General features: G+C 68.6%; 14 protein-coding genes. 7 read left to right on the forward strand and 7 right to left on the reverse strand.

What is annotated here, in order from left to right; translation table 11 throughout:
* Nucleotides 1-9: 9 nt before the first annotated feature.
* The 6 genes from AC1DF3_RS15345 to AC1DF3_RS15370 all read right to left on the reverse strand — a co-directional run bounded on the left by AC1DF3_RS15345 (nt 10) and on the right by AC1DF3_RS15370 (nt 10,431).
* Nucleotides 10-6,696 carry an amino acid adenylation domain-containing protein gene (locus AC1DF3_RS15345; protein WP_478140069.1) on the reverse strand — a complete coding sequence of 2,229 codons (6,687 nt, stop codon included), beginning with the start codon at nt 6,694-6,696 and terminating at the stop codon, nt 10-12.
* Between the two features lie 350 nt (nt 6,697-7,046).
* Nucleotides 7,047-7,685 carry a histidine phosphatase family protein gene (locus AC1DF3_RS15350; protein ID WP_286533897.1) on the reverse strand — a complete coding sequence of 213 codons (639 nt, stop codon included), beginning with the start codon at nt 7,683-7,685 and terminating at the stop codon, nt 7,047-7,049.
* 5 nt (nt 7,686-7,690) lie between these two features.
* A complete protein-coding gene (locus AC1DF3_RS15355; protein ID WP_478140070.1) occupies nt 7,691-8,338 on the reverse strand; it encodes a DUF4136 domain-containing protein in 648 nt (215 codons plus the stop codon).
* Between the two features lie 2 nt (nt 8,339-8,340).
* On the reverse strand, nt 8,341-9,249 hold the full coding sequence (ttcA, locus tag AC1DF3_RS15360) for a tRNA 2-thiocytidine(32) synthetase TtcA (protein WP_478140071.1): 909 nt from the start codon (nt 9,247-9,249) through the stop codon (nt 8,341-8,343).
* Between the two features lies 1 nt (nt 9,250).
* Nucleotides 9,251-9,640, reverse strand: a complete 390-nt coding sequence (locus AC1DF3_RS15365; protein ID WP_286504645.1) for a dihydroneopterin aldolase — start codon at nt 9,638-9,640, stop codon at nt 9,251-9,253.
* Nucleotides 9,637-10,431, reverse strand: coding sequence for an SDR family oxidoreductase (locus AC1DF3_RS15370; protein WP_286533894.1), 795 nt, complete (start codon nt 10,429-10,431; stop codon nt 9,637-9,639). The genes AC1DF3_RS15365 and AC1DF3_RS15370 overlap by 4 nt, the downstream gene beginning before the upstream one ends.
* Nucleotides 10,432-10,452: 21 nt before the next feature.
* Here AC1DF3_RS15370 and AC1DF3_RS15375 point away from each other — a divergent pair, with 21 nt between their 5' ends.
* From AC1DF3_RS15375 to AC1DF3_RS15385, 3 genes are read left to right on the forward strand one after another with little or no spacing between them, the layout of a single operon-like run.
* A complete protein-coding gene (locus AC1DF3_RS15375) occupies nt 10,453-11,550 on the forward strand; it encodes a class I SAM-dependent methyltransferase (protein WP_286533893.1) in 1,098 nt (365 codons plus the stop codon).
* 40 nt (nt 11,551-11,590) lie between these two features.
* The gene (gene hisN, locus AC1DF3_RS15380) at nt 11,591-12,373 is read left to right on the forward strand and encodes a histidinol-phosphatase (RefSeq protein WP_286533892.1); all 783 of its coding nucleotides are present in this window, start codon (nt 11,591-11,593) and stop codon (nt 12,371-12,373) included.
* A gap of 44 nt (nt 12,374-12,417) precedes the next feature.
* Complete coding sequence (locus AC1DF3_RS15385) at nt 12,418-12,882, forward strand: RidA family protein (protein WP_478140072.1); 465 nt, start codon at nt 12,418-12,420, stop codon at nt 12,880-12,882.
* A gap of 17 nt (nt 12,883-12,899) precedes the next feature.
* On the opposite strand, the gene AC1DF3_RS15390 is transcribed toward AC1DF3_RS15385, so the two are convergent.
* Nucleotides 12,900-13,760, reverse strand: coding sequence for an HpcH/HpaI aldolase/citrate lyase family protein (locus AC1DF3_RS15390; protein WP_478140073.1), 861 nt, complete (start codon nt 13,758-13,760; stop codon nt 12,900-12,902).
* A gap of 217 nt (nt 13,761-13,977) precedes the next feature.
* Between AC1DF3_RS15390 and AC1DF3_RS15395 the strand changes: the two genes are divergently transcribed.
* The 4 genes from AC1DF3_RS15395 to AC1DF3_RS15410 all read left to right on the forward strand — a co-directional run bounded on the left by AC1DF3_RS15395 (nt 13,978) and on the right by AC1DF3_RS15410 (nt 18,378).
* The gene (locus AC1DF3_RS15395) at nt 13,978-15,432 is read left to right on the forward strand and encodes an aldehyde dehydrogenase family protein (protein ID WP_301803305.1); all 1,455 of its coding nucleotides are present in this window, start codon (nt 13,978-13,980) and stop codon (nt 15,430-15,432) included.
* Between the two features lie 68 nt (nt 15,433-15,500).
* Entirely contained in the window at nt 15,501-16,538 is a 1,038-nt protein-coding gene (locus tag AC1DF3_RS15400; protein WP_301803303.1) for a TRAP transporter substrate-binding protein, read from the forward strand.
* Nucleotides 16,535-17,080, forward strand: a complete 546-nt coding sequence (locus AC1DF3_RS15405; protein ID WP_478140074.1) for a TRAP transporter small permease — start codon at nt 16,535-16,537, stop codon at nt 17,078-17,080. Before AC1DF3_RS15400 ends, AC1DF3_RS15405 begins: the two co-directional genes overlap by 4 nt.
* On the forward strand, nt 17,077-18,378 hold the full coding sequence (locus AC1DF3_RS15410; protein ID WP_478140075.1) for a TRAP transporter large permease: 1,302 nt from the start codon (nt 17,077-17,079) through the stop codon (nt 18,376-18,378). Before AC1DF3_RS15405 ends, AC1DF3_RS15410 begins: the two co-directional genes overlap by 4 nt.
* Nucleotides 18,379-18,383: the final 5 nt, after the last annotated feature.

Here is an 18,383-nt window from a genome sequence, read left to right on the forward strand (position 1 = left end):
CTGCGGCCATCATGCCTGGAACCTCACGTACTTGCCCTGTGCGGCGGGATCGGGAACGAACCAGGCCGGCTGCCCGTCCCGGTCGCGGCCGAGGCGGGCATTGGGCACCGGCGGCTGCGACGGATCGACGTCGGGCTTGGTCGCGGCGCGACGCGGCAGCAGTTCGGCATCCTGCAACTCCGCCACCGATTCCTTGAAGGCGGACTTGATGGTCGCGATGTCCTGCTGGCTGTGGGCGGTCGTCATGAAGCAGGGGAAGTTGTCGAGGATGTGGACGCCGCGGCTGCGCATCATCGCGAACAGCAGGTCCTGCAGCGGATGGTCTTCCAGCCAGGTCACGCGCCAGAGCGAGGAGAAGTAGCGGATCTCGATCGGCGCCCCGACCTCGCGGCAGAAGGCCGTCAACTCGTCGGCCATGGCCGCGGTGTGCAGGTTCAGCGTCTGCTGCAGCGCGCCGTTGTCGCGCTTCAGGTGCTCCAGCGCGGCCTTGGCGGCCGACAGCGCGAGCGGGTGCCGCACGAAGGTGCCGGCGAAATAGGTCACGCCGACGGTCGGCACCGAGTCGTCGCCGTACTGCCAGGCGCCGCCGTCGAGCGCGTCCATGTAGTGCCGCTTGCCGGCGATCACCCCGACCGGGAAGCCGCCGCCGATCACCTTGCCGTAGCAGGCGAGGTCGGCACGCACGCCGAACAGGGCCTGGGCGCCGTGCAGGTCGCAGCGGAAGCCGGTGATGACCTCGTCGAAGATCAGGCAGGTCTCGGACTTCTCGGTGATGGCGCGCAGTTCGCGCAGGAACTCGCGCGGCTGGAAGTCGGGCCGGCGGCTCTGCACCGGCTCGACCAGCACGGCAGCGAGTTCGTCGCCGTGGGCGCGGATGAACTCGAGCGATTCGGGCGTGCCGTAGTCCAGCACCCGGATCTCTCCGAACATCCCCTGCAGCACGCCGGGCGCCGCCGACATGCCCTTGGCATTGCGGCCGGCGCGAACCAGCACTTCGTCGAAAGTGCCGTGGTAGGAGCCGGTGAACATCACGACCGTGCTGCGGCCGGTGACGGTGCGCGCGATCCGCATCGCGGCCATCACCGATTCAGAGCCGGTATTGCACAGGCCGGCACGGTCGAAGCCGGTCAGCTCGCAGACCAGTTCCGAGACCTCGGCGGCCAACGGATGCTGCGGCCCGATCTCGTAGCCGCGATCGAGCTGGGCGCGCACCGCATCGTTGATGAAGTCGGGCTGCCAGCCGAACAGGTTCATGCCGAAGCCGTTGAGCACGTCGACGTATTCGTTGCCGTCGAGGTCCCAGAGCCGCGAGCCCTTGGAGCGCTCGACCACGATCTGGTAGGTGATCTCCTTGGTCGCCGGCCGGAAGCCGTTGACGACGCGGGGATCGGCCATCTGCGGGCGATGCCGTTCGGTGAAGGCCTTGCTCTTGGCCGTGCGCTCGGTGTAGCGGCGCATGAAGGCGGCCAGCCGCGCCTTCTGGCGTTCGGTCGGTTCCTTGCTTTGCGTATGGATGCGGGCGATCGCGCCGAACGCCTTCTTGACGTCGTATTTCTGCAGCGGCGCCGGCTCTTCGGCGTCGGCGGCTGCGGGCGATGTGGACGCCGTGGCCGCGGCGGTGGCCATGGGCGTAGGTTGCTCCACCGCCGCTGCCGGCAGCCCAGGGCTGGTCGGCATCGGCGGCGCCGCCGACAGCAATGCGAGTTGCTGTTGCATCAGTTGCATCTGCTGCGCGATCACCTGCTGCACCAGCGTACCGGCGCCCGGGCCGGCCACGGGCAGCGCCGCCGGCGCCGTTGCCGCCCAAGCGACGGCGGCCGGTTGCGGTACGGCGATGGCCGCCGCCGACGTGGGTGCCACCGTGGCCGCAGCGGCCACCGGGTCGGGCGGCAGGTTGGCATCGAGGAACTCGGCCAGGGCGTCGAAGCTGCGGTAGCTTTCCATCAGCTGGCGGAAGCTCAGGTTGACCTTGAACTGCTTCTTCACCTGGATCGCCGCCTGCGTCAGGGTCAGCGAGTCGAGGCCGATTTCGACGAAGGGCGAGGCGCCGGCCACGTCGGCCATGGCGATGCCCGAGAGTTCCTCGAACAAGTCGCGCAGTCGGATGGCGAGGGAAGCGCGTCGCGCAGGGGCGGCGCTGGCGGCAGGAACGGCGACAGTCATTGTCAACTCCGGGATCGGTGAAGAGGGTGGCAGGGAGAGAGCGGGCACGGGCGCGACAGCGGCTGCAGAAGTCGCGATGTCGACCCAGAAGCGCTTGCGCTCGAACGGATAGGTGGGCAGCTCCAGGCGCAGCTTGCGGATGCGGCCGTCGAGCCGGCCCGGGTCGATGTCGAGGCCGAGCGTCCAGAGCCGGCCGGCGGCCAGGCGCCAGCTCGCGCATTCGCGCGCGGGCGCGTCGGCCAGCAGGGCCACGGCGGTCACCGGGCGCTGCCGCGACGCATGCTGGCGGACCAGCGTCGTCAAGGTGTTGCGCGGCCCCAGTTCGATGAACAGCGGGTGCTCGGTCTGCGCCAGCGCCGCCAGGGCGGCCGGGGCGAAGCGGACCGTCTCGCGCAGGTGGCGGGCCCAGTAGGCCGGGTCGATCGCCTCGGCATCGCTGAGCAGGCGTCCGGTCAAGGTCGAGTAGATCGGCGTCGTCGGTGCCGCCAGCCGGACTTCGCGCACCAGCGCCTCGAACGGTGCGACCGCGCCTTCCATCATCTGCGAGTGGAAGGCATGCGAGGTCTGCAGCAGCTTGGCCGCCACGCCGCCGGCTTCAAGCCGTTGGCGGAACGCTTCGATCAGCGCCGCCGGGCCGGCGGCAACGCAGGCGTTCGGACCGTTCTCGGCCGCCAGCGAGATGCCCTCGGGCAGTTGCGCCGCAAGCTCGTCCGCGGGCATCCGCACCGACAGCATGTCGCCCTCGGGCATCGACTGCATCAGCGCGCCACGGCGGGCCACCAGCCGCGCCGCGTCGCCCAGCTGCATGACGCCGGCCAGCACGGCGGCGGCGAATTCGCCGACGCTGTGGCCGATCAGGGCCGCCGGCCGGACACCGAGCGACTGCAGCTGGCGTGCCAGCGCGTATTCGAGCGCGAAGGTGGCGGGCTGGGTCACCGAGGTCGGCTTGAGCGCCGCGTCGTCGTCCGAGAACATGCGCTCGCGCAGGTCGAAGGACAGCACGCCTTGGAAGGCCTGCAGGCATTCGTCGAAGGCGGCGCGGAACACCGGCTCGCCGGCATGCAGTGCCCGGCCCATGCCCGCATACTGCGCGCCCTGGCCCGGGAACAGGAACACGGCCTGCGGCACCCAGGCCGCGATCTCGCCCGTGGCGCGGCTCGATGGATCGTCGGTGCGCAGCGCCTCGACGGCCTGGGCGGCCGATTCGGCGACCACGCAGGCGCGGTGCGCAAATGCCTTGCGGCCGACCCGCAGCGTGTGGGCGACATCGGCCAGCGAGGCGTCCGGGTGGGCGGCGAGGTGGTCGGCCAGGCGCGCCGTGGCGGCCGCCAGCGCGGTCGGCGTGCGCGCCGACAGCTGCAGCAATTGCGGCCCGCTGCCGGCTTCGGCGGCCGCGGCCGGCGGCGCTTCCTCGACCACCACGTGGGCGTTGGTGCCGCCGACGCCGAAGGAGCTCACGCCGGCGCGCCGCGGCGTCGCGCCGCGCGGCCAGGATTGCAGCCGGTCGACGACGCGGAAGGGCGTGGCCTCGAAGGCGATGGCCGGATTGGGCGACTCGAAGTGCAGCGACGCCGGGATCACCTGCTCGCGCAGCGCCAGGGTGGTCTTGATCAGCCCGGTGGCGCCAGCGGCGGCCACCAGGTGGCCGATGTTGCTTTTGACCGAGCCGACGCCGCAGAAGCCGGTGTCGGCGGTGTGGGCCCCGTAGGCCTTGGCCAGCGCGGCGATTTCGATCGGGTCACCCATCGGCGTCGCGGTGCCGTGGGTCTCGACATAGGAGATGCTGCGGGCATCGACGCCGGCCGAGGCCAGCGCCGCCGTCACCACCCGGGCCTGGCCGTCGATGCTGGGCGCGGTGAAGCTGGCCTTGACGCCGCCGTCGTTGTTGACGGCTGCGCCGCGCAGCACCGCATGGATCGGGTCGCCGTCGGCCAGCGCGGCCGACAGGCGCTTGAGCAGCACCACCGCGGCGCCGTCGCTGAACACCGTGCCCTGGGCCTTGGCGTCGAAGCTGCGGGTGTGGCCGTCGGGGGAGAGCATCGCGCCCTCCTGGTAGAGGTAGCCGCTGTTCGGCGGGCAGGTCACCGCCGCGCCGCCCGCCAGTGCCATGTCGCAATCGCCGTTGCGCAGCGCCGAGAAGGCCTGGGCGATCGCCACCAGCGAGGTCGAGCAGGCCGTGTGGACGCTGATCGCCGGGCCGGTCAGGTTGAGCCGGTGGGCCACGCGGGTCGCGATGAAGTCCTTGTCGTTGGCCAGCGCGACCGGCAGCTCGCCGAGCTGTTCGATCAGGTCGGGCCGGCTCAGCAGGTGATGCTGGAAGTAGCTGTTGCCGTACATGCCGGCGAACACGCCGACCGGCCCGGGCGTGCTGTCGGGCGCGTAGCCGCCGCGCTCCAGGCATTCCCAGCAGAGCTCGAGGAACAGGCGCTGCTGCGGGTCCATCACCTCGGCTTCCTTCGGGCTGATGCCGAAGTGCGCGGCATCGAACATCTCGATGCCGTCGACCACGCCGCGGGCCCGCACGTAGGCCGGGTCGCTGCGAAGTGCGGCGCCGACCGACGGGTCGAGCGTCGCATCGTCGAAGAAGCGGATCGTGTCGCGGCCGGCGCGCAGGTTGTCCCAGAACTGTTCGATGTCCGCGGCACCGGGGAAGCGGCCCGCCATCGCGATGATGGCCACGGGTTCGAGCGCCGCGGCCGGCGGGGCCACGAGGGGCGCGGCAGCCGCCGCGCCAGCCTCCGGCTGCGGCTCGCCCAGGGCCAGCGCCAGCGCGCGCGGCGTCGGGTCCTGGAAGAAGTCGTTGGCGACCAGCCGGCGCGAGCCCGCGCCTTCGAGCTCGCGCATCACGCGCAGCACGGCCAGCGAGGTGCCGCCCAGCTCGAAGAAATTGTCGAGCGCGCCGGCGCGGTCGAGATCGAGCACTTCGGCGAACACCTGGCAGACCCGGGTCTCGAGCCGGCCCGCCGGTTCGCGATAGACCGAGGCCAGTTCAGGGCGCTGGCGCGGCGGTGCCGGCAGCGCCCGGCGGTCGAGCTTGCCGTTCTCGGTGATCGGCAGGGCCGCCAGTTCGACGAAGGCCGACGGCAGCATGAATTGGGGCAGGTCCTTCGCCAGCAGGGCCCGCAGCTCGGCCATCGGCAAGGGCCGTGCCTTCGGCACCACGTAGGCCACCAGCCGGGCTTCGCCATCGGGCGTGTCGGTGCGGGCGATGACCGCGCATTCGCGCACCTCGGCATGGCGCAGCAGCAGGGTCTCGATCTCGTCGGTCTCGATGCGGAAGCCGCGGATCTTGACCTGGTGGTCGATCCGCCCCAGGCACTCGATGTCGCCGTCCTCGCCGCGCCGGCCGAGGTCGCCCGAGCGGTAGGCCCGCAGCGTCTGGCCGCTGGCCGGATCGGTCCAGTCGATGAAGCGCTCCGCCGTCAACTCGGGACGGCGCAGGTAGCCGTTGCTCACACCGGCGCCGCTGACCACGATCTCGCCGGTTTCCCCGGCCGCCACCGGCCGCAGCTGGGCGTCGAGGATGTCGATGCGCAGGTCGGGGATCGCGCGGCCGATCATGCTGCCGCGCCGCGCCTCGAGGTCTTCACGGGCGATCGGCCGCCAGCTGACATGGACCGTGGTCTCGGTGATGCCGTACATGTTGACCAGCTGCGGCCGGGCATCGCCGTGGCGGTCGAACCAGGGACGCAGGGTCTCGAAGGACAGCGCTTCGCCGCCGAAGATCACGTAGCGCAGCGCCAGCGCCTCGGGCGGCAGGGCCGCGCGGCGGTCGGCCTCGATCAGCGAACGGAAGGCCGACGGCGTCTGGTTGAGCACCGTGACCCGCTCGCGCACCAGCAGGTCGAGCAGCTCGGCCGGCGAACGCGTGATCGTGTAGGGCACCACCACCACCCGGCCGCCGTAGACCAGCGCGCCCCAGATCTCCCAGACCGAGAAGTCGAAGGCATGGGAGTGGAAGAAGGTCCACACATCGTCGGCACCGAAGCCGTACCAGGCGTCGGTGGCGTCGAACAGGCGCGCCACGTTGGCATGGGTCACCAGGCAGCCCTTGGGCCGGCCGGTGGACCCGGAGGTGTAGATCACGTAGGCCAGGGCCTCGGGGTCGGCGTCGCCGATGTCGCCGGCCTGCTCGTCGGCCAGACTTTGGTCGTCGATCAGCACCACCGGCACGTCGGTCTTCGGCCAGGCGGCGGCGCTGGCGGACGAGGTCAGCAAGGCCACCGGCCGGGCATCGCCGAGCGTGAACTCGATCCGGTCCATCGGGTAGTCGAGATCGATGGGCAGGTAGGCAGCGCCCGATTTCAGGATCGCAAGAAGGCCGACCACCATGTCGACCGAGCGCTCCATGCCGATGGCGATCAGCTGGTCGCGCCCCGCGCCGGCGCGCTGCAGTCGGCGCGCCAGCTGGTTGGCGCGTCGGTTCAGTTGCTCGTAAGAGATGGATTCGCTAGCGTCGCTGACCGCCACGGCACCGGGCTGCGTGGCCGCGAGTGCCGCAACGCGTTGGTGTAGGGGTACGAATGTGGTCACCTTGGAATCCCTCTCTCCATCAGCTCGAAATCAACGCAACACGATGTGTCGATGTACAGAGACTAATAACAAAGCAGTCACTTTGCCATTTTTCGCATCTTGCACTCGGGCCGCATCGTTCGCCACCTGTCGAAAGTCATGCCGAAAGGCATACATCCCTCGCCGCGGCCGCTACATCGGACGCACTTGGTTGCGATTGCCTTCTTGACAAACGAAAAGTGCGCCGGGGCATTGTGCCCTTCTTTCTCAAAAATGAGTACAAAAAGCTGACGTGCGGCGCCAGTTCCGCGACTAAATCGATAGGAAAGTTCTATTTGAGATCTGCAAGGCGTGTGCCAGCGGGTGCGCGCTCAGGCGGAGGCTTCGTCGAGCGTGTCGTCGTCCAGGTGACCGACGTCGGCCCAGCCGACCAGCGTGAAACCCTGCGGCGTCCAGAGCAGGCGGTTGATGGCCGCGTTGCCGAGGGCCCAGGTCCGTGGTGCCTGCAGTTCCTGGCCGGTGGCGCTCCGATAGAGCACGTCCATCACGCCGCCGTGGGCCACCAGGACGATCAGCTCCCCGGGGTGCCGGGCCGCGAGCCGCGCGGCCGTGCCTGTGACGCGTGCCTTGAAAGTGAGCAATGACTCACCACCTTCTGGCGCGAATTCGGGATCCCGAGTGCGCCAGAGCCGGGCCTGGGCCGGCAGGCTGGCGTCGATGTCGGCGAAGGTGCGGCCTTCGAACAGGCCGAAGGCACGCTCGCGCAGGCCGGGGTCGGCGGCCACCGCCATCCCGCGCGGCTGGGCGATCGCCTGCGCGGTCTGCCAGGCGCGTGACAGGTCGCTGGCATAGATCGCCGCGATCGGCTCCTCCTCGAGCGCCCGCGCGACCCGCCGGGCCTGCCAGAGGCCGGTGTCGTTGAGCCCGATGTCGAGCTGGCCCTGGATGCGGGTGTCGACGTTCCAGGCGGTTTCGCCATGGCGTACGGCGATGACGCGGGTGGCTTCCATGGTGGTCAGGGCGTCTTGCGCGGCAGCTCGATGTCGACCCGCCGCTCGCCGGGCGGCGGATTCGGGAAGCCCTGCAGCGCGGCCTGGAACATCACCGGCAGGATGGCGGCGCTGTTGCTGTAGGGGCCGTCGTTGCGGGCGTGCGTCTCGTAGACCACGCGGTTCGACGGCAGCTCGCGCAGCACGATGCTGACCTCGCGCCCGAACCAGGGCGTCGGTGGCGGCCCGAACGCCGGCCCCCAGCCGCCGCCATACCAGCCACCGCCGTACAAGCCGCGCGGACCCCAGCCCGGTGCCCGGGGGCCCCACCAGCCCGGCCCGCCCCAGCCCGGCCAGGGGTTGCCGAACATCCAGGGGTCGGCCCACGGCGAGAGTTCGGAGGTCACGCGGGCGCCGATCAGGGCACTCAATTGCGGGGTGCCGTCGTCGTGCCGCAGGCCGACGCCGTCGAGGGCGGCGCCGGCCCACGCCTCCAGCTGCTGCTGCGCGGCTTCGTCGATCTGCTGCGACGGCAGCCGCTCGAAGCGGTAGCTGGCGCCGGACGGCAGGCTGTCCATGCCCGAGAAACTGCGCACCTCGCTGTCGACCACCCAGCGCGTGGCGCAGCCGCTCAGGCCGAGTACCAGCAGCAGGGCGCCGAGCACGGCCTTCATGGTCAGAGCTGCACGATGCGCAGCGGCGATGGCGCCGGGAGTTCCGGCGGATCGAAGGCCTTGTCGCCTTCCTCGTCGGCCACGCCGGTGGCCTTCAGCCCCTTGAAGTCGAAGGCCTGGGTGTCGAGCAGGTGCGAGGGCACGATGTTCTGCATGGCGCTGAACATGTTCTCGATCCGGCCCGGGAACTTGCGCTCCCATTCGCGCAGCATCTCGCCGACCTGCTTGCGCTGCAGGTTCTCCTGGCTGCCGCACAAGGTGCAGGGAATGATCGGGAACTCGCGGTGCCGGGCCCAGCGCACCAGGTCCTTCTCGGCCACATAGGCCAGCGGCCGGATCACGATGTGCTTGCCGTCGTCGCTCACCAGCTTGGGCGGCATCGACTTCAGCTTGGCGGCGAAGAACATGTTGAGGAAGAAGGTCTGCAGCATGTCGTCGCGGTGGTGGCCCAGCGCGACCTTGGTGGCGCCCAGCTCGTCGGCCACACGGTAGAGGATGCCGCGGCGCAGCCGGCTGCACAGGCCGCAGGTGGTCTTGCCTTCGGGGATCACGCGCTTGACGATCGAGTAGGTGTCCTGCTCCTCGATGTGGAAGGGGACGCCGAGGGCCTTCAGGTAGCCCGGCAGCACGTCTTCCGGAAAGCCCGGCTGCTTCTGGTCGAGGTTGACCGCCACGATGTCGAAATGGATCGGCGCCCTGGCCCGCAGCTTGAGCAGGATGTCGAGCAGGGCGTAGCTGTCCTTGCCGCCCGACACGCAGACCATGACCTTGTCGCCATCCTCGATCATGTTGTAGTCGACGATGGCGCGCCCGACCTCGCGGCACAGCCGCTTCTCGAGCTTGTGGGTTTCGCGCTCGATCTTCAAGTCATTGTTGGACGAGGGCGTCTCGTCGATCCATACGGCACTCATGTCACTTGCTCCGGAACACTTCGACGCCGACGGCGTCGCAATCGGGATACACGTCGGGCTTGGCGGTCGACACCCGCGCAGCCTGCACCTTCGGATGCGCCAGCACCTGCGTGAGGATGTCGTCGCACAGCGTTTCCTGCAAGTGGATATGGCCCTTGCTCAGGCGGGTGGCGACGGTGCGGCGGATGAAGTCGTAGTCGACCACCTCGTCGAGTTCGTCCGCCTTCGGCGTCGAGACGTCGAGCGGCACGTAGAGGTCGACATTGATGATCACGCGCTGCTCGGCACGCTTCTCGAATTCGTGCACGCCGATGTTGATCCAGACCTCGTAGTCGCGCAGGAAGACGCGCCGGCACGTCAGCAGGAGGGGGTCGAGGGCGGCTGTGGTCATGGTGAAGCTTTCAGCAGTTCGTCGACGACGAACATGATGTCGCGCGCCAGCGGCACCAGGTGCTGGCCGTTGTCGACGCAAAGGGTGGTGCCGGTCACGCTGGGCGTGGCGGCCAGGAAGACGCAGGCGCGGGCGACGTCGGCCGCATCGATCGGACGGCGCAGCAGGTTGGCCTGGCGCGCCCGGGCGAAATTATCCTCGGTCTGCGGGCCGCTGCGGTAGAGGATGCCCGGCGCCACGCCGCAGACGCGCAGCGCCGGCGCCAGCGACTGCGCCTGCAGCGCCACGGCGCGCTCCAGCGCCAGCTTGGACACGGTGTAGGAGAAATAGTCGGGGTTCAGGTTGTAGACTTTCTGGTCCAGCACGTGGATCGCCGAGCGGTCGATGCCGTCGTCGGGACTGGCGCGCTGCGCCAGCAGCCGGGCGAAGGACAGCGGCGCGATCAGGTTCACGCCCAGCTGGCGCAGCGCGGCGTCGGCGTCGAAGTCGAGCCCGGTGTCGGGCTCGAAGGCCGAGGCGTTGTTGACGATGCAGGCCAGCGGCTCCGCGGCCGAAACCTGGTCGACCAGCGCGACGCGGCCCGGCTCGCTGCCGATGTCGGCCTCGATTGCCGTGGCCTCGTGGCCCTCGTCGGCGAGGCGCGCGCACAATGCCAGCGCCTGCACCCGCGAGGCACGGAACTGGCACCACACCCGCCAGCCCGCGCGCGCGAAAGCCTCGCAGACCGCGGCGCCCAGTCGCTGGCCGCCGCCGGTCACGAGCACGCCTCGGCGTGGGGTCGATTCAGCCATCCTGATAGATTTCCGTTACTTATGAACCTGGAGCAGGGCGCCGAACGCGCCACCCCGTTGACCAAGATTATCGATGCCTCGCTGCAGCGGGCCGGCGGCTGGCTGCCGTTCGACCGCTTCATGGCCCTGGCCTTGTACGCCCCGGGGCTGGGCTACTACGCCAGCGCGAGCCGCAAGTTCGGCCGGATGCCGGCCTCGGGCAGCGATTTCGTGACCGCACCCGAAATGACGCCGCTGTTCGGCCGCACCCTGGCGGTGCAGGTGGCCGAGGCGCTCGAAAAGACCGGCACCCGGGAGCTCTGGGAGTTCGGCGCCGGCACCGGCGCGCTGGCCCTGCAGCTGCTCGACGCCCTCGGCGACAAAGTCGAGCGCTTGCGCATCGTCGATCTCTCCGGCACGCTGCGCGAACGCCAGCAGCAGACGCTCGCCGGGCATGCCGGCAAAGTCGAATGGCTGGCCGAACTGCCGCCGGAGATGCGCGGCGTGGTGGTCGGCAACGAGGTGCTCGATGCGATGCCGGTGCAGCTGCTGGTGCGCACCGCCGGCCAATGGCACGAACGCGGCGTGGTCCGCCAGGGCGACGGCTTCGCCTGGGCCGACCGGCCGACCGAACTGCGCCCACCGGTCGAAGTGGCCGGCCCTCACGACTACCTGACCGAAATCCACCCCCAGGCCGAGGCCTTCGTCGCCACCCTGGCCGACCGGTTGAAGCAGGGCGCGGCCTTCTTCATCGACTACGGTTTTCCGGAGGCCGAGTACTACCATCCGCAGCGCCACATGGGCACCGTGATGTGCCACCGCGGCCACCAGGCCGACGGCGATCCGCTGGCCGATGTCGGCACCAAGGACATCACGGCCCACGTCAACTTCACCGGGGTGGCGCTGGCGGGACAGGACGCCGGCCTCCAGGTGCTCGGCTACTGCAGCCAGGCGCGATTCCTGCTCAACGCCGGCATCCTGCCGATGATGGAAGCGGCCCCGCTGGCCGAACGCGCGATGGCCGCGCGGCTGATCCATGAACACGAGATGGGCGAGCTGTTCAAGGTGATCGGCTTCGCGGTGGGCGAGCCCTGGGACGCGATCGGCTTTGCCGAAGGCGACCGCAGCCACACGCTGTGATGGCCGCTGCCGCGGGCGGAGGCTGGGTTCTAATCCTCCCATGAGTTCCACCTTCACACCGGCCGACGACCTGCGCGTCGCCCACGCACTGGCCGATGCGGCGGCCTCGCACTCGATGCGCCTGTTCCGCACCCCGCTCGACGTCATCTCGAAGGCCGACGAAAGCCCCGTGACCCAGGCCGACCGCGCCGCCGAGGCCGCCATGCGCGAGATCCTCGGCGCCGAATGCCCGGCCGACGGCATCTACGGCGAGGAGCACGGGCTGGAGCGGGTCGACGCCGAGCGCGTCTGGGTGCTCGACCCGATCGACGGCACCCGCAGCTTCATCACCGGCTCGCCGCTCTGGGGCACCTTGATCGGCCTTTTGCGCCACGGCCGCGTCGAGCTCGGCATGGTCGACATGCCGGTGCTCGGCGAGCGCTGGATCGGCCAGGCCGGCGCCGGCGCCCAGCGCAATGGGCAGGCGGTGCGCGTCAGCGGCTGCGCCGCCGTGGCCGAGGCCCGCATCGTGACCACCTCGCCCGACATCTTCGACGCCGCCGACTGGGCCGCCTTCGACCGGCTGAGCCGGCGCTGCGCGATGCGCCGCTTCGGCGGCGACTGCTACGGCTACGCCCAGCTCGCCGGCGGCACCATCGACCTGGTGGTCGAGACCGGCCTGCAGCCCTACGACTACCTCGGTCCGACCGGCCTCATCGAAGCCGCCGGCGGCATCGTCACCGACTGGCAGGGCCGGCCGCTGGGCCTGCAGTCCGACGGCCGGGTGGTCGCCGCGGCCACACGCGAACTCCACCGACAGGCGCTGGACCTGCTCGCGGCCTGAATCTTCCCCTTTCATCTCTGATGTGCGCGTCCGAAGGAAACTCGATGAACGAATCCGCCGAGGCAAAACTTGCCGCCCTGGGCCTCCAACTTCCTGAAGTGGCCAAGCCGCGCGGAAACTTCGCCTCCTACGTCGTTGTGGGGTCGACGATCTACATCTCCGGCAAGGGCGCGCCGCTGCGCCAGGGCGCGGGCGCGGTGCCGAAAGTGGGTGCAGAGGTGTCGGTGGTCGAGGCGCAACGCCACGCCCGCGACGTCGGGCTCTACATCCTCGCGCTCTTGAAGGATGCGCTTGGCGACCTGTCCCGCGTCAAGAGGATCGCCAAGGTGTTTGGCATGGTGAATGCCGTGCCGGACTTCACCGAGCACACGGAAGTCATCAACGGCTGCTCCGATCTGTTGGTTGCCGTTTTGGGTGACCGCGGCGTTCATGCGCGATCTGCAATCGGCGTGGGTTCGTTGCCAAAGGGCCTTGCTGTCGAGATCGAAGCGGTCGTCGAGTTCGAGTGACGGCTCTTAGCTATAGACTAGTCGGCTTCCGCGATCAGCTCCAGCGCTCTTCGATAGACCGGCCTGTCGATCATCTTGCCGTTCACTTTCATGGCGCCGATGCCTTTGGCATCGCCTGCCTCGAAGACAGCGACGACTTCGCGCGCTTCGGCGAGCGCCTCGGGCGCGGGCGTGTAGCAGGTGTTCACCGCATCGAGAAACTTCGGGTGCACGATGACGGCGCCTCTGAAGCCGAATGAGCGCGCCTGCTCGAGCTTCCGCATGAACTCCGCGACATCCCCGAGGTCGGCGATCGAGCCGACGAAGCCGATCGCCTGAATGCGCGCGGCACGGGCCGCATGAAGCACCATCAGGCTCGGCTGCATTAGCGCTTCCGGGGTGGGCAGGCCACCGCAGTCGAGCGAGAAGTCCTCGCTGCCGAGCATCATTCCCATGGTGCGCGCATCGGCCGCGGCGATCTCATGCAGCCGGGGCAGGGCGGCGGCGCTCTCGATCTGCAGCAAGAAGCGAACTCGCCCGGCCGCGATGCCCGCGGAAGCCTCGAGCGCGGCGACCAGGCCCGACAGCAACTGCACGTCTCGCGGGTGTTCGACTTTCGGGAGCAGCACCATGTCCAGCCCTTCGCTTACTGCCACGCGAAGGTCGGTCACGGCCGTGTCCAGGTCGCCGTTGACACGGACCGCGGCCGTCTTGCCGGCTTCCTTCACGCGCTCGATGGACGCGTGCAGCGTGGCGCGCGCGCTGGCCTTGCGGCTCGGATGTGTTCCGTCCTCGAGGTCGAGGATGATCACGTCGCAGGGCTTTGCGACGGCGCTCTGCAGCAGTCGATCGTTGTCCGCCGGGACGAAGAGAAAAGAGCGGTAGCGGGTTGTCCTCATGCAGATGTTCCTTGAAGGGCATGGCATCGTAGTTCGCCGCACCCGCTTGCGGAAATCGAATGTTCGGTTAGCCGTTATCAGATTTGCCTGTAGCCGTCGGCTCGGCCTATAGGGCCTCGCTTCAGCGGTTCCAGCTAAATAGTATTTATTGCTGGAGCGCAGTCACTTGTACTCTTCGCAGCCAGTTACCCATCACAGCGAGACGAGACAAGAGACCATGCCTTTCACGACCGATCTTCCCCCCTTGAACTACATCGACGGCCAATGGGTGCGCCCCGCCTCCACTGCCGCGATCGAAATGATCTGTCCGAGCGACGGCCACGTGATCGGGCAGATCGCCCGCGGTGGCGCCGAGGACATCGATGCTGCCGTGGCCGCCGCGCGCCGCGCCTTCGAGGGCGAATGGGGCCGCACCACGGCAACCGAGCGCGGCAGGCTGCTCTCGCGGCTGGGCTTGGCGATCCTGGCGAACCAGGAAGAGCTGGCGCAGCTGGAGGCCAACGATACCGGCAAGCCGCTGAAGCTCGCGCGCAGCGACGTGATCGCGACCGCGCGCTACTTCGAGTACTACGGCGGCGCGGCCGACAAGTTGCACGGCGACACCATTCCCTTTCTCGACGGCTACCAGGTGATGATCGTGCGCGAGCCGCGCGGTGTGACCGGCCACATCATCCCCTGGAACTATCCGGCCCAGATGTTCGGCCGCACCCTGGGCGCGGCCCTCGCCACCGGCAACGCGACCGTGCTCAAGCCCGCCGAGGAGGCCTGTCTCAGCATCGTACGGCTGACGCAGCTGGCCGCGGAGGTCGGCATCCCGGCGGGGGCCATCAACCTGGTCACGGGCTACGGCGAAGAGGCGGGTGCGGCTCTGGCGAGCCACGCAGGCATCGACTTCCTCTCGTTCACCGGTTCGCCCGAGGTCGGGACGCTGATCCAGAAGTCCGCAGCCGACAACCACGTGCCCTGCGTGCTGGAGCTCGGCGGCAAGTCGCCCCAGCTCGTGTTCGAGGACGCGGACCTCGACAAGGCACTGCCGGTGGTGATCAACGCGATCATCCAGAACGCTGGCCAGACCTGCTCGGCCGGCAGTCGGGTGCTGGTGCAGCGATCGATCTACGAGAAGGTGGTGAGTGCATTGGCGGCGCGAATGAACGCGGTGCGGGTCGGCCCGCATGAGGCCGACCTGGACTGCGGCCCGCTGATCAGCAAGGTGCAGCACGGCCGTGTGATGGGCTTCCTGGAGCGCGCCCGCAAGGACGGCATCCCCGTGATCGGCGAAGGGCGCATTGACGAGCGCGCGAGCAAGAACGGCTTCTTCGTCAAGCCGACGCTGCTGGGTCCAGTGCCGCTCAGCCATGAGCTCGCCTTCGAGGAGGTGTTTGGTCCGGTGCTGGTGGTGATTCCCTTCGACGACGAGAGCGACGCCGTGCGGATCGCCAACGGCACTGAGTACGGCCTCATTGCCGGCGTCTGGTCCGAGAACGGTGCTCGCCAGATCAGGGTGGCGAAGAAGCTGCGGGTGGGCCAGGTCTACGTCAACGGCTACGGTGCGGGCGGGGGCATCGAGCTTCCTTTCGGTGGCTTCAAGCGCAGCGGTCACGGCCGCGAGAAGGGTTTCGAGGCGCTGCGCGAATACACAGTGGCCAAGACCATCGTGCTGAACCACGGCTGACAACAGGTTCACTCAAGGGCGCCTGTGGCCCCTGCCGCTTTTTCAACAATAAACGAACGGAGACAGACATGAAGAATCACGCAACCCTGTTGCGAAAGGCGAAGCGCGTCCTTGCCACCCTGGTCGTCACGGCGGTCGGCACCCTGGGAGCCGGCACGGCAGCCGCCGAGATGAAAATCCGGCTCGGCCATGTGTTCGCGATCAACAGCCCGGTCGACGAGGCGAGCAAAGACTTCGCGCGCCTGGTGTCGGAGCGCACCAATGGCGAGATCACCGTCGCGCTGTTCCCGAACAGCCAGCTGGGCGGCGATGAGGCGCTGGCGCGCGAGCTGTCGCGCGGCTCCATCGAACTCGCCTTCCTGAATCCCGGCTCGCTGGCGGGCCTGGACCCATTGCTGGACATCCACTACCTGCCCTACATCGCGACCAGTTTCAAAGAAGCGGATGCGATCTTCTATAACCCGCAGGGCGTGCTGCAGACGACCCTGCGCACGACCCTTGCCAGGCACAAAATGCAGGCGCTCGGATTCTTCGAGCTGGAGTTCCGCGCCGTCACCAATTCGAAGCAGGCGGTCGAGAAGGTCTCGGACCTGAAGGGGCTCAAACTGCGGGTGCCGGGCTCGGCTGGCATCAAGGGCTTTTTCGAAGCCGCCGGCGCACAGGCGGTCGCGATGCCGTTCCCCGAACTCTTCACGGCCCTGCAGCAAGGCACGGTCGACGGCCAGGACAACGGCGCCAGCATCACCTACAACTCGCGCCTGTTCGAGGCGCAGAAGTTCATGACGACCACCAACCACGTCTACGCGATGGGCGCCATCACCGCGAGCGAACGGTTCTGGGGCCGCCTGAGCGCGGAACAGAGGAAAATCCTGCAGGACACGGCGGCCGAAGTTTCCACCCGGCAGATCCAGAAGAACCGCGAGCTCAATGCGACCTTCCTGAAGAAGATCGGTGACGGTGGCGTGCGCGTCACGGTGCCCACGCCGGAGGCGATGGCCGAGTTCCAGCGGGTCGGCGATTCGCTGTGGGACAAGCTGGCGCCGATCTACGGCACCGAGCGCATCAAGGCATTGCGCGAAGAAGTCGCGAAACTGCGCAAGCCGTGAGTCACGCCGCGCTGATGCATCGCGCCTCGCCGTCGTCGAGCCATGGGCTAGACGGCTTCGAGTACCGCGTCTTCCGGATCGAACGCTGGATCTGCGTCCTGAGCCTCCTCGTGATGCTCTTGACGGTGTCGATCAGCGTGGCGACCCGCTACTTCAATCTCGGACTTCCGAACGTGGCCGAATGGGCCATCGTCGCGATGTCGCCGCTGACTTTCATCGGCGCCGCGATGTGCACCTACGCCCAGTCGCACATCGCGGTCGACGTGGTCAAGCTGATGCCCAACGCCGCCATCAGGCGCGCCGCGCGCGGTGTGGTCGCACTGTGCCTGCTGGGGTTCGCGGGCGTCTACGCCTGGATCGGCGCCCTGTTCTTCATCGACATGAAGCAGTCCGGCGAACGCATGCTCGACATGGGCACACCGGTGGTCGTGCCGGTTTTCTTCTTGATGCTGGGCATGTTGCTGATGTTGCTGCATGCGGCGGTCGAGCTGTGGCGCGTCCTGACCAACCGACTGCCGATCGATGAGAAGTCGCTGACATGATCGCGCTGGCGCTGCTGGTTCTGCTGGTGGTCGGCGTGCCTGTGGGCGTGGCCTTCGCGCTGATCGTGATGGTCCGGGCCGAGGCCTGGAGCATCGACTTGTCGTCGCTGGCGTCGATTCCCTACGACACGGTGTCGAGCTTTCCGCTGCTCGCCATCCCGCTCTTCTTGTTGGGCGGCGAACTCATGAACCGAGGCGGCCTGATCCGCCAGCTCACGGCAGTCTGCGACATCCTGCTGGGATGGGTGCGGGCGCCGCTGGGCCACGTGATGATCCTCGCGAGTGCGCTGATGGGCGCTATCACGGGCTCGTCGGTCGCGACCGTGGCGGCCATCGGCGGCACGGTCGGCCGGGAGATGTCGCTGCGCGGCTACCCGCGCGGCTACACCGCGGCGCTCAATGCCTCGGCGGGCCTGCTCGGTGTGCTGATTCCGCCGTCGATCCCTCTGATCCTCTACGGCTCGATTGTTGGCGTCTCGATCACGCAGCTGTTCCTGGCATCGGTGATGCCGGGCATCGTGATGATGCTGGCGCTCGGGGTGGTGCACGCCTGGATGTCGCGGCACGTGCTGCCGGGCGGGCAGGAGCTGGTGGCCGGTGCGCAGCCGACCACCCATGCCGCCGTTGACGGCCGGATGGTCCAGCGCTCGATGGCCGCCATCATGACCCGATCGATCCCGGCGCTGATGCTGCCGGTCCTGGTGCTGGGTGGCATCTACTCGGGCATCTTCACGCCGACCGAGGCGGCTGCGGTGGCGGCGCTCTACGCCTTGCTGGTGACGGTTCTCGGGCGGATGACGAAATTCGGCGAACTCAATGGCATCTTTGCCCGGGCCGCGCTGTCGTCCGCCGCGATCCTCGTGATCATCGGCTTTACGAGCATCTTCAACCGCGCCATGGTGCTGGAACAGGTGCCGCAGTCGATCGCCGGCTACGCCACCGGCTTCACCGACAGCGCGCTGGTGTTCCTGCTGGTGGTGAACCTGGTTCTGCTGCTGATCGGCATGTTCATGGAGACCAACGCCGCGACCCTGCTGATGGGCCCCCTGCTGGCGCCGGCGGCGGCCAAGTTCGGCATCGACCCGGTGCATTTCGCCATCATCCTCGTGACCAATATCGAGATCGGCTTGCTCACCCCGCCGATGGCGGCCAACCTCTACGTCGCGGCGCGCACCAACAACGCCGATCTGGTGAGCCTTTTGCGCTATCTGGGCTGGTTCCTGGTCGCCGCGTTGCTGGTGATGGCCACCATCACCTACGTGCCCCAGCTCTCTCTCTGGTATCGCTATTTCTTCTGAACGAA

The sequence above is a fragment of the Variovorax sp. 10N432 genome (genome assembly GCF_056394465.1).

Excerpts from the sequence above, each read along its gene's own strand:
- AC1DF3_RS15410 (WP_478140075.1), top strand. The coding sequence starts at position 17,077 with ATGATCGCGCTGGCGCTGCTGGTTCTGCTGGTGGTCGGCGTGCCTGTG.
- AC1DF3_RS15370 (WP_286533894.1), bottom strand. The coding sequence starts at position 10,431 with ATGGCTGAATCGACCCCACGCCGAGGCGTGCTCGTGACCGGCGGCGGC.
- hisN (WP_286533892.1), top strand. The coding sequence starts at position 11,591 with ATGAGTTCCACCTTCACACCGGCCGACGACCTGCGCGTCGCCCACGCA.
- AC1DF3_RS15365 (WP_286504645.1), bottom strand. The coding sequence starts at position 9,640 with ATGACCACAGCCGCCCTCGACCCCCTCCTGCTGACGTGCCGGCGCGTC.
- AC1DF3_RS15395 (WP_301803305.1), top strand. The coding sequence starts at position 13,978 with ATGCCTTTCACGACCGATCTTCCCCCCTTGAACTACATCGACGGCCAA.
- AC1DF3_RS15400 (WP_301803303.1), top strand. The coding sequence starts at position 15,501 with ATGAAGAATCACGCAACCCTGTTGCGAAAGGCGAAGCGCGTCCTTGCC.
- AC1DF3_RS15390 (WP_478140073.1), bottom strand. The coding sequence starts at position 13,760 with ATGAGGACAACCCGCTACCGCTCTTTTCTCTTCGTCCCGGCGGACAAC.
- ttcA (WP_478140071.1), bottom strand. The coding sequence starts at position 9,249 with ATGAGTGCCGTATGGATCGACGAGACGCCCTCGTCCAACAATGACTTG.
- AC1DF3_RS15385 (WP_478140072.1), top strand. The coding sequence starts at position 12,418 with ATGAACGAATCCGCCGAGGCAAAACTTGCCGCCCTGGGCCTCCAACTT.
- AC1DF3_RS15350 (WP_286533897.1), bottom strand. The coding sequence starts at position 7,685 with ATGGAAGCCACCCGCGTCATCGCCGTACGCCATGGCGAAACCGCCTGG.
- AC1DF3_RS15355 (WP_478140070.1), bottom strand. The coding sequence starts at position 8,338 with ATGAAGGCCGTGCTCGGCGCCCTGCTGCTGGTACTCGGCCTGAGCGGC.
- AC1DF3_RS15375 (WP_286533893.1), top strand. The coding sequence starts at position 10,453 with ATGAACCTGGAGCAGGGCGCCGAACGCGCCACCCCGTTGACCAAGATT.